Raw genomic sequence first — 11953 nt, forward strand, 5'->3', positions numbered from 1 at the left:
CTCCTTCATTCTTCATTATTTTACAGTAGTTCCTATATTTTCACCTTTTACTGCTCTTATTATATTCTCCGTTGTAAGCTCAAATACCTTTATTGGAATCTTATTATCCATACATAAAGATGTAGCTGTAGAATCCATAACTTTTAATTCTTTTTGTATAACTTCCATATAGCTTAATTCTGTAAATTTCTTAGCATCTGCATGTACTTTTGGATCCTTGTCATATACTGCATCAACATTTTTAGCTAACAAAATAACTTCTGCTTCCATTTCAGCAGCACGTAAAGCAGCAGTTGTATCTGTTGTAAAGTAAGGGTTTCCAGTTCCTGCACCAAATATAACAACTCTTTCCTTTTCTAAATGTCTAACTGCTCTTCTTCTTATATATGGTTCTGCAATTTGTCTCATATCTATAGCAGTTTGAACTCTTGTAGCAACGTCTATATTTTCTAGTGCATCTTGTAATGCCATTGCATTCATAACTGTAGCTAACATACCTATATAGTCAGCAGTAGTTCTATCCATTCCTTCGCTAGTTCTACCTCTCCAGAAGTTTCCGCCACCTACAACTACAGCCACCTCAACACCTATTTCTTGTATTTTTTTAATAGCAATAGCAATATCATTAACTACATCATTATTTATACCAAAACCTCTTTCTCCCGCTAATGCTTCTCCACTTAATTTTAACAATACCCTTTTGTACATTGGTTTATCCATCAGAAACCTCCTATTTCAATCCTTCATATCCATTTTTTCTATTTTTTAAAAAAGAGAACACCTGCGTGTTCTCTCTTTGGTTATTACTTAAGTTGCTTAGCAACTTCTTCTGCAAAGTTTTCTTCTCTCTTTTGTATACCTTCACCAACTTCGAATCTCACAACTTTAACAACTTTTATATCAGAACCTACTGCTTTAGCAACATCAGCAACTAATTGTTTAACAGTTATATCTGGATTTTTAACGAAAGTTTGCTCTAATAAACAAACCTCTTTTAATTCTTTTTCTAATCTTCCTTTAACCATTTTTTCAACTATATTAGCTGGCTTTCCTTCATTTAATGCTTGTTGAGTTAATACTTCTGTTTCATGTGCTATGTATTCAGCATCTACTTCATCTCTTGAAACGTATTTAGGATTCATAGCAGCAACTTGCATAGCTACATCTTTACCTAATTCTAAAACTTTGGCATCTCTAGCTTCTGTTTCCATTTCAACAAGAACACCTATTTTTCCACCACCGTGGATATATCCAGCAACTTGTCCATTAGTTACAACTTTAGCAAATCTTCTAAAGTCTAATTTTTCACCTATTTTTGCAACTCTATTATTTAAAACTTCTTGTAAAGTTATTCCTTCTCTATGAGTTTCACCTAATAAAGAAGCGATATCTTCTTTATCAGTAGCTAATGCCATACAAGCAGCATCTTTAACGAACACTTTGAAGTCTTCATTTTTAGCAACGAAATCTGTTTCTGAGTTAACTTCTACCATAGAAGCAACTGTATTATCATCGTTCATTTCTATTGCAACTAGACCTTCAGCAGCAACTCTACCAGCTTTTTTAGCAGCTTTTGATAATCCTTTTTCTCTTAATAAATCTACTGCTTTTTCCATATTTCCTTCAGCTTCTTGTAAAGCTTTCTTACAGTCCATCATTCCTGCGCCTGTACTTTCTCTTAACTCTTTTACCATTTGAGCAGTTATATTAGCCATTTTTTAAGTTTCCTCCTACTTATTCTATTCCATATTATAAATGGTAAGGGCGACCCTTACCATTTAATTGTCAAATTATTATTCTTGGTCTTCAGCTACTTCTTCTTCAGCACCTTGTCTACCTTCAATTACAGCTGTTGCCATAGCACCAGTTATTAATTTTACGGCTCTTATTGCATCATCATTTCCTGGTATAGCAAAGTCTAATTGTTCTGGGTCACAGTTTGTATCAACTATACCAACTACTGGTATACCTAATCTGTGAGCTTCTTGAATAGCTATGTTTTCTTTTCTTGGGTCAACTACGAACATTGCACCTGGTAATTCAGGCATGTCTTTTATTCCACCTAAGTACTTTTCTAGTTTTTCTTTTTCAGCTCTTAATTTTATAACTTCTTTTTTAGGAAGAACGTTAAATACGCCTTCTTCTTCCATTTTTTCTAATTCTCTTAATTTATTTATTCTAGTTTTTATAGTTTTGTGGTTTGTTAACATTCCACCTAACCATCTTTCATTAACAAAGTACATTCCACATCTTTCAGCTTCATCTTTTATCGCATCTTGAGCTTGTTTCTTAGTTCCTACGAATAAAATTGGCTTTCCTGTTTCAGCTACTTCTTTAGTGAACTTGTAAGCTTCTTCAACTTTTTTAACTGTTTTTTGTAAGTCGATTATATATATTCCATTTCTTTCTGTGAATATATACTTAGCCATTTTAGGGTTCCATCTTCTTGTTTGGTGACCGAAGTGAACACCTGCTTCTAATAATTGTTTCATTGATATTACTGACATATTTACCTCCTGGTTTTATACCTCCAGCTTGATCTTCTCCCTAAAAAACCATGTAATAGGCACCTTTTAAGGATCCCAATGCTGTGTGTGATTTATTTTATTTTTTCACCTCTAGTAGTATATCATAGAGGTGAAAAAATAACAATATTTTTTCCATATTTTCTATTTTTATATTTTTTTGTATATTTTATACCATTTTTTTGAATTTAATTTGCAAATTTCATTTTTAATTTTGTTTTTAGTGGTACATTATCAACACTATTATCACTGACTATATCTACACTTCCAAGTAAATCACCTGAACTAGTGTAATATTTTATAGTACCCATAGTATCACCTTTTTTAACAGGATACTCCATATTTTTAATTTTTACTTCAGATTTTATATTTTCATCATTTTTTAATATTGTATAAAGTTCATTTTTGGCTTTTAAAGTAACCTCTAGTTCTTTCATTCCTTTTATATATTTCTTACCAATAAAGCTATCTTTATCAATTACTTTTTTCATATTAAAATTCTCTTTTCCATATTTTAACATAGCCAAAGAAGAGGATATTCTTTTATCTTTATGATTAGCACCTAATACAACGCCTATTACTCTACGTTTTTTCTCATTTTTATCATTCTTATTAACAATCATAGAAAATGATAAACAATAGCCAGCATTCCCAGTGTACCCTGTTTTTATACCATCAACTTCAGGTATAATTCTCAATAATGCATTTGTATTGCTTTTTTCAAAGCTTCTATCTGAGTTCGTATAGGTTTCCATATCAGTTATAGCTATTACTTGCTTTTCATAATGGTCAAACATGTATTTTCCAAGAATAGATATATCTCTTGCAGTAGATATATTTTCTTTTGCTGGTTTTTTTGGATTACTTAAATCATATATTGGAAGACCATTTGGATTTAAAAAATGAGTATTAGTCATTCCTATTTCTTTTGCTTTTTTGTTCATCCTATCTACAAATGCCTCTTTAGATTTGCAAATATGTTTTGCTATAGCAATTGCTGCATCATTTCCTGATACAATCATAAGACCTCTCATAAGTTCTATAAGTGGTACTTCTTCACCAACTTTTAGTTTATAGCTTGAACCTTTCACTGAAGCAATAGACTTGTCTATCTTTATTGTGTCAGTTTCTTTTACTTCTTTATTTTCAATAGCCTCTATTGCAAGTAAAAAAGTCATCATCTTACTTAAACTTGCTAAAGGTACCTTCATATCAGGCTCTTTACCATACAAGACTCTACCTGTTTCTTGGTCTATAAGTATAGATGTTTTTGAGTATTTGTCTACGGATTTTTCATCAGCATATGAATAATTTGGTATTATAAATGCTAGAATTAGAGTTAATGTTAAAATTTTTTTTATTCCGTTTTTCAATTTTTTCACCTTCTTGGATTATTAAGTATATTTATATTTAAATTTTCCCTCTTTAGTCCAATTTATATCTAGTAATTAATACCTATCCATATTTACACAGATATTATCTTATCATTCTCTTAATAATCACAGATGCCCAAATTGCTCCTATTGTAACTCCTAAAAATACTTCTATACCTGCTAAAGCTTTACCAATCAAACTTGTAGCAACCATATCTCCGTATCCTACTGTACTAAATGTAGCCATACTAAAATACCATAAATCTATATATGTTTTAAAAACCTCACTTGCTGAATAATTATCTAAGTTATTTATATTTAAAGTTATAAGTGTACTGTTTGAACTTTCTATACCTACGAATAGATATAATAAGGCAAAACTACTTATTATAGCTATAATCACAAATAATATATTCCATGGTTTTTCTCCATAACCTGTAGTATAGTGCGCTATTTGGTCAAAAAACTTTTCAACTAAATAACTGCTGAGAGTTGGATAGTCAGAACGTTTTATCATTTTGCTACTATAAATTCTTTCCTTATAATAGTAAGGACCTATCATCTCATAATCTCCAATTTTTGTAGCTTGATTTCTAGCTATTCTATAATTTATTTTTCCATGCTTGCATTCACTTTTTCCATACTCCACATTTTTAAGTATAAATTTTGTACACATACTAAAAATTATTCCATCCATTCTTGGAAAATTTTCTACTTTATTAACTACTAAATCAGGCCCTTTAAATTTTACTTTTTCAAATATCTTATCATTTATATATACCTTATTGAACTTTGTTTTATTAAAATCACAATTTTCTAAAAATACACAAGCATTAAAAGATACTTGACCCCTGAAATCTGTATAGTTAAAAATAACATTTTTTTTAAAAAGATATTTTCTAAAATTTGCTTCTTTTTTAAATATCGTTTCAGAAAAATTTAATAATTTATAGTCATAAGTTAATATTTCTTCTGCATTAAATTCATTTTCAAATATAAATCCATTAAATTCATTTATTTCTTCCTTATATATATTATCCATCATCAGTTTTATATCTTCACTAGACTTATTCTCTTTGTGAAAAATACAATATCCAGAAGAATCTGCTTCTCTATGACATTTTTTTCTTTCATCTATTTTAGATATCCATTTGCAATTCATAAATATCCTCCAGTACAAAAAAATTATCACTATTTTGTATTAGTTTGGATATTATTTTATTTTATATACTTAAATACATACAAAATATATATTAAATTGTTTATTTTAAAATTTTCAAGTTATTTCTCCTTAGATAAACATTAAAATTTATCTATACTCAGTATCTTTGCTTGTCATCTCCATAGAGTAGTACAATTACAAAACTACTTATCTTTTCTAAGTAGTTTTGTAATCATATTTAATGCTACTAAGTCATCCATAAATCCTATTGGAAATACAAAGTCTGGAATAACATCCGTTGATATAACAAAGTAAAGCAGCATACTTCCAGTCAATAAATATTTTTTTATTCCTAATTTTCCTGTACAAAATTCAGCATACATGTCCCTCAGTCTATCTGTAAATTGTCCTTGTTTTTCTATAGAATCTATTTTTTTACTAAAACTATCAAAAAGTAATTTTTTCCCTTCATCTGTTTGAACATATAATTCACATTTACTTAACTCTTTCTCAATATTTCCGTTGAAATTTTTATCATTAATTAAATTTGCAAATCCAAGTACATCATCAAAGTTACTAAAATCGCTATCTATATTAAAAATTTGTTTATTATTACTGTTTTTAAACTCATATCCTGATGCTTTTAATAACTCTTCTAAATTTACATTTAAGTGTATTGCAATCTTTTCTAGGTGATTTATATTCGGTTTTTGTTTATTATTTGCTATGCGAGATATAGTAGATTTATCAATTCCGCTTTTTTTACTCAACGCTCCCATTGATATTGATTTTTCTTTTAATAATGCCTTCAATAGATTACCAAAACTCTCAACCTCAATATGTTGCTCCATTATTTTCACCTGCTTTATTAGGTTTGATTTTATATTATATAATATGAATTTTTTGTTTTTTAGGTGTTACAAAATGTTGAAATTCTATCAACACTCTATTGGTTTATCTGTAACAATTTATCTCTTTTTACAATACTATAACTATATAAGTATAAAATTTAAGAGAAAGGATGTTAATCTACTGTGATTGAATCAATTTTATTAGTAACTTCTCTTTGTATAGATGCCTTTGTAACAAGTTTTGGATATGGCGTAAATAAAGTTAAAGTTCCTTTATATTCAAATATGATTATTAGTGTGGTTTCTTCAGCAATTTTGGCAATATCACTTTTTGCAGGTACAATAGCTAGAGACTTCTTACCTCAAAATATAACAATGTTGATATGCTTTTTAATTTTATTTTTATTAGGAAGTTCTCGATTAGTTGAGAGTTTCTTTAAATCTTATTTCAAAAAAAAATCCATACATTCAAAAGATTATAATTTTAATATGCTAGACCTTAAGTTAAATTTTAATGTTAGTGTTGAACCTGACACTTTAGATACAAATAAATCTAAAATTCTTAAATCTGCTGAAGCATTTACACTTGCACTTGCTTTAAGCTTAGATGGATTAGCTATTGGATTTGGAAGTGGTCTTGTAGGTGTAAATTATATACAAGTTATCTTATTTTCTCTAATTTCAAATATATTAGCAGTATCATTTGGTTGTTTACTAGGAAATGTATTTGTTAAAAATATAAATCTAAATTTATCTTGGTTAAGCGGTTTGATTTTACTAATTATTGGATTTATGAAAATATGTTAACAAAAAGGCTATCTTAAAATTTTATTTTAGATAGCCTTTTTATATATATTTTAAATGATAAAAATTTCTACTTAAATTTAATTATTATATTAGATGAAAATTTACAATCAAATACATTTACTGAACTACAAACTTCTCTTATTGCATATTGAGTTTAATATATCCAAGCTGAGCTCCCTTTGTGACAGCTTCTAATGAAGAAGATACATTTAGTTTATCAAAAATGTTTTGGATATGATTAGATACTGTTCGCTCACTTAAGTATAATTGAGTTGCTATATCTTTTCTCTTAACTCCATTATATAGAAATTGCAATATTAATTTTTCTCTATGTGTTAGCTCTTCAATATATTTTATTTCATTGGGAAAATAATTATATCCATTTTGAATCTGATTTAATATTTCAATAAATTTATCTGGCTCAATATTTTTATTTATAAAGCCTTTTGCACCCATTTTTTGAGCTTCATACTTATATACAGGCAAATCATAACCCGTTAACATGACTATTTTTACTTTAGGTATTATTCGTATAATGTCTTTTGCTAGAGACAACCCATCATTGTCAATTTTTCCTAAATTAATATCAATAAGAATTATATCTGGTTTTTCATTTTTAATTATTGAAATTACCTGGGAAATATCTTTAATATAAATAAATTTTTCTATTTCAGTATAATCTTCTAATGCAATTTCTAAGCTTTTTGCAAATAACACATGGTCATCTATTAATAAAATATTTATAATAATTCTCTCCTTCCATAGGAATTTTTACAACAATACTAAACCCAGAAGCTGTCTTATCAATATTAAAAACACCATTTAATCTGTGTAATTGTTCTTGAATAGAAGATAGCCCATTATTTTGATATCTTATTAAATCATATTCACTTTCCACTCCCACTCCGTTATCTAATACTGAAAGAATTATATCTTTATTTTTTTGAATTAGTGAAATTTCGATTTTAGAGCAATTTGAATGTTTAAAAGCATTTGTTACTAGCTCTTTTAATATACGGTATATAATAAAATTATATGGTTCAGCCAAAAATATATTATCTTCACATGTAAAACAAATTTCTATATTTTTAGATAAATAATTACCTCTAACCATAACAAACATATTTTCTATATTTTCTTTTAATGTAAGTGTTTTTAACAATATTGGATGATAATCCTGCATTTGATTGCGAATAGATAGATTTAATTTTTCTAATGTACTTACGATTATATATTTTACATCTGGATTTTCAGATTTTTTCATCATATTTTTAATTGACAGTAAATCTTGTAATACTTCATCATGTAGATAATTAGAAAAATCCTTTTTAAGCTCTTCCTCTTTATATATCTGCATTAGATTATTTATTAAGTTACTTTCTTGCACACTAAATTTTTTTACTGAATTTTTATTATATATGATATCATCAATGTTTGTGTAAATTAAAATAAAGTAAAGTAGAGTAAACCAAAATATACAATGTATTATTATAAAATACGTAATTATATTAAGGTCTAATAGTTTTCCAATTCCAACGAAAAATACACTTATTAAAGAAATAAAAATCAATCTTTTCTTACCATTTAGCATAGTATTTTGTTTTATATAACCTTTATCTTTTATAGCAATATTATGGATACTAAATATGGCTAATGATATAATTAAATACATTCCTAGATTCTCAACATATTCCTGTTTTTTAGAAAAAACTATAGCATATACAAGGAATATAAACAATAAAATAGCTGAATATATAAAATTTCTTTTCTCACACTTTAAAACAAGTATCACAGTTTTTTTATATAAGACTATTAAGAATATAAAGCTTATCAAACTTATAATTATTTGTAATAAATAAAGTAGTGCAAACAGATGATTATCAATAAATTTTGAAACGACTGTCAAAGCACACATAAGTTTCAATATAAATTCTAAGCCTTTCTGGTATTTGTATTTGTAATCTTGAAAGAAAAATACAAATAAAAATCTTACACTTTCAAAAACAATAATTGGACTTAGGAAAAAAATTAATTCAGAAGATGTTTTACTATTATCAAATAAAAATAAAAAATACCAAGAAAGCAAAACAAGCAAGTTTGTAAATTGTACGAGCACTCTATTTTGTTTCAAGTTAATTAATTCAATGTACATTATATCAACAACTATAATAGATACAAGTAAGAGATTGAAAATGGAAATACTTTTAATATTTTTATTATTAAAAAATTCATAAATTAGAAATAATATTATCAATAATTGATTTATTAATATGAAAATCTTTCTTTTATTATAACTGACTTTGAACATATTAACTCCTTTCTGATAATTAATTATATGATAACATTACATAACTTGTAAATTAATTTATATACAAGATGCTTATCTTCTATTTTCCAAATATTTTATAAAATTTTTAATGCTATTTTTTAAGCACTATTTTATAACATGAATACTTTGTTAAAATGTAATATCCTATATATACTAGTGTAAATATGACACTTGCAAATACTATTGGAATTATTATAGGTGTATTATTTCCTAATATGTTATCTATTAAAGCAGATTTGTAAGCAATTAATCCAAATATACTATGTGCCATTCCTAATACATATGGTATCGAAAAAAACACTAAAATCTGATTCTTAATTATTTTCTTTATATTTTTTTGACTATATCCTATTTTACTCAATATATTAAAACTATTTCTATCATAAATGGCATTAGAAATACTGTGAAAATACAGCATACTTCCTGTAGCAATAAAAAATATAACAGAAAGAAAGCTAATCAATAAAAAAGTTGAACTACTCTCATGCACAATTTCAAATTTTCTTTGATAAGCACTTATAAAATATGGATTATTCTTTAATAAATTTTTAAGTTTTTCATAAATTTCTTTATTATCTCTCATATCTTTTCCATCAATACTTATAATAGAATTTCTTGATAGATTATTGTATCTAGATATTTCATTATATAATTTATCCGACACTATTAATGTTCCAATACTATTTGAAAAACTAATTGGATTATCTAATGTAGTATCCTTTATAACCACATCTACCTTTTTATCTGAATATAAATCTAAGTTAAGGATTTTCCCCTTATCCACATTTTCTTCACTTGGTCTATATTTTACTAATACACTTTCATTATAATTCAGAGGTTTTAAATCAAATTTTTTCCCTTGTTGTTTAATTAATTCTATATAATCAGACTCTGATATACAGTCAAATCCAGAGATTCTTCCTTTGTCTTTGCCAATAGAATACTCAATTGGTAAATTTTTTGATGAAGAATTTACTTTTATAATATTTGTTTCTCTGTATTTAAGGTTTTCTATTAATTCATAATCTCTTACAGCATTAATAATTTTATCAACATTACTTTTTTCTTCTAACTTAAACTCAATAGCAGAAGGTACTATACGAGAAACTGCTACTACAGGATAATAAATTGATAAAACAGTTGACGCAAATATACATAATGTTCCTGCTGACAACAAAGTTAATAAAATTAATGTTTTTGCATTAGAACGTATGGAGTAAATAAACTTAGGAATTGTAATAATCTGTATTTCTCTATAAAAATGATTTTTTTTAGTTTTTAATATTCTAATAATATAAGGTAAAAATGAATTTATAAAAAAAACAGTTCCAACAACTACGCAAAGTAAGGTCAATATAGCAATTGGAGAAAAACCAATACTATACCAAACAGAATCCTTTCCTCTAGTCATATCAAAAGCTAGTACATATCCTAATACAAGCATAAAAATACCTATAAAAGCTATCAAAGGTCTTATTATAATCTGTTTTTCTTCGTTTCGTTCTATTTTGACTAAATTAAGAAGAGAATTTCTTCGAATCAATTTCCAATTTGAAAAATATAGTACAAGTAATATAACAATTAAAAATAATATACTAGAAATAACAGCATTTACATTGAAAAAAGGTATCTTTGAACTATCTACATTTAAATTTAATGAATGCACAATTACATGTATAATAAACTTATGTAATAATGAACCAGCTAAAACACCTATAATAAAAGCAATCATGCAAATAAATATATTTTCAATCATAACTAATTTTAATATACTTGATTTTCTATATCCCATCAAGGTGTATATGCCAAGCTCTCTCATTCTACGTCTTATAAAAAATCTATTTGAGTAAAGCATATAGAATAATACAAATGAAATTATAAAAATTGAAATAGTTTTTGTCATAGTTTCTACTCTTCCATCTGATGAAATTTTATTCATTATAATATCATTCACAGAAAAAGATACAAAACTAAAAAATATCATGAGTATAAAAGCTACAGAAAACAAATATAATGAATAAAACGAAAAGTTTTTCTTGAGATTCTTTTTAGCAATGTTATATATATTCATTTTTACTATCTCCTTTTAATGTATACTAATATATTTCTTCTAGTTTACTGGTCTTGCTAACTATAGCTTCAAAGAAATCTTTATGATTTTTTTCATTTTTTTGAAGTTCATCTATAATTTGACCATCCCTAAAAATCAAAATTCTACTACAAAAACTAGCTACATAAGCATCATGTGTTACCATCAATATAGTAGTTTTTAATTCTCGATTTACATCACTTAGTGTTTTTAGTAACTCATTTGCTGATACTGAGTCAAGTGCTCCAGTTGGCTCATCTGCAAGTATTATAGATGGTTTTTTTATAATAGCTCTTGCTGCAGCAACCCTTTGACATTGACCACCAGATAACTCATTTGGATACTTATACAAAGTTGAATCTATTCCAAAACGTTTTGTCAATAACTTGATAGAATCTTCGATTTCACTTGCTTGCATATGTTTTAAAGTAAGTGGTACAGCTATATTTTCAAAAACATTCAAACTATCAATCAAAAAGTATTCTTGAAATATAAATCCAATATTATCCTTTATAAAATCCGCAGTAGAGTTATTATTTAATTCTTTTAAATTTACACCATTAATTACTATCTCACCACTATTTACACTATCTATTGTAGATAATACATTTAGTAAAGTTGTTTTTCCAGAACCTGATGCTCCCATAATTCCAACAAATTCACCAGAATTTACCTCGAATGAAACATGATTCAAACTTGGTTTTTTATTTTTACTGTAAGTCTTTGTTACATCTTTTACAGATAATAGAACATCCATATTTATACCTCCTTTAATATTATTTCATCTATGTTTAAAGTATAAATTTTTACACACAAA

General features: G+C 26.5%; 11 protein-coding genes. 1 reads left to right on the top strand and 10 read right to left on the bottom strand.

The window, feature by feature from the left end:
• Window positions 1-15: 15 nt before the first annotated feature.
• The 6 genes from pyrH to IC219_RS03395 all read right to left on the bottom strand — a co-directional run bounded on the left by pyrH (window position 16) and on the right by IC219_RS03395 (window position 5911).
• A complete protein-coding gene (gene pyrH / locus IC219_RS03370) occupies window positions 16-720 on the bottom strand; it encodes a UMP kinase (RefSeq protein ID WP_003430597.1) in 705 nt (234 codons plus the stop codon).
• 83 nt (window positions 721-803) lie between these two features.
• Window positions 804-1715, bottom strand: a complete 912-nt coding sequence (gene tsf, locus IC219_RS03375; RefSeq protein ID WP_021384993.1) for a translation elongation factor Ts — start codon at window positions 1713-1715, stop codon at window positions 804-806.
• A gap of 78 nt (window positions 1716-1793) precedes the next feature.
• Complete coding sequence (gene rpsB / locus IC219_RS03380; protein WP_003424537.1) at window positions 1794-2507, bottom strand: 30S ribosomal protein S2; 714 nt, start codon at window positions 2505-2507, stop codon at window positions 1794-1796.
• A gap of 206 nt (window positions 2508-2713) precedes the next feature.
• On the bottom strand, window positions 2714-3898 hold the full coding sequence (locus IC219_RS03385) for a D-alanyl-D-alanine carboxypeptidase family protein (RefSeq protein WP_227830608.1): 1185 nt from the start codon (window positions 3896-3898) through the stop codon (window positions 2714-2716).
• 103 nt (window positions 3899-4001) lie between these two features.
• On the bottom strand, window positions 4002-5060 hold the full coding sequence (locus IC219_RS03390) for a potassium channel family protein (protein ID WP_227830609.1): 1059 nt from the start codon (window positions 5058-5060) through the stop codon (window positions 4002-4004).
• 203 nt (window positions 5061-5263) lie between these two features.
• Window positions 5264-5911 (bottom strand): helix-turn-helix domain-containing protein, encoded by a 648-nt coding sequence (locus IC219_RS03395; protein ID WP_227434794.1) that lies wholly within the window; start codon window positions 5909-5911, stop codon window positions 5264-5266.
• A gap of 183 nt (window positions 5912-6094) precedes the next feature.
• Between IC219_RS03395 and IC219_RS03400 the strand changes: the two genes are divergently transcribed.
• The gene (locus tag IC219_RS03400) at window positions 6095-6718 is read left to right on the top strand and encodes a manganese efflux pump (RefSeq protein WP_227434795.1); all 624 of its coding nucleotides are present in this window, start codon (window positions 6095-6097) and stop codon (window positions 6716-6718) included.
• A 138-nt stretch (window positions 6719-6856) separates the two neighbouring features.
• Here the strand turns inward: IC219_RS03400 and IC219_RS03405 are convergent, their stop codons facing one another.
• The 4 genes from IC219_RS03405 to IC219_RS03420 all read right to left on the bottom strand — a co-directional run bounded on the left by IC219_RS03405 (window position 6857) and on the right by IC219_RS03420 (window position 11893).
• Entirely contained in the window at window positions 6857-7435 is a 579-nt protein-coding gene (locus IC219_RS03405) for a LuxR C-terminal-related transcriptional regulator (protein WP_413926915.1), read from the bottom strand.
• A gap of 4 nt (window positions 7436-7439) precedes the next feature.
• Window positions 7440-8390 (bottom strand): ATP-binding protein, encoded by a 951-nt coding sequence (locus IC219_RS21950; RefSeq protein ID WP_227482546.1) that lies wholly within the window; start codon window positions 8388-8390, stop codon window positions 7440-7442.
• A 748-nt stretch (window positions 8391-9138) separates the two neighbouring features.
• A complete protein-coding gene (locus IC219_RS03415) occupies window positions 9139-11118 on the bottom strand; it encodes an ABC transporter permease (protein WP_227434797.1) in 1980 nt (659 codons plus the stop codon).
• Window positions 11119-11143: 25 nt separating this feature from the next.
• On the bottom strand, window positions 11144-11893 hold the full coding sequence (locus IC219_RS03420; RefSeq protein WP_227434798.1) for an ABC transporter ATP-binding protein: 750 nt from the start codon (window positions 11891-11893) through the stop codon (window positions 11144-11146).
• Between the last annotated feature and the right edge of the window lie 60 nt (window positions 11894-11953).

It is taken from the genome of Clostridioides sp. ES-W-0018-02, from assembly GCF_020658175.1.
In the GTDB taxonomy this organism is placed as follows: Bacteria; Bacillota; Clostridia; order Peptostreptococcales; family Peptostreptococcaceae; genus Clostridioides.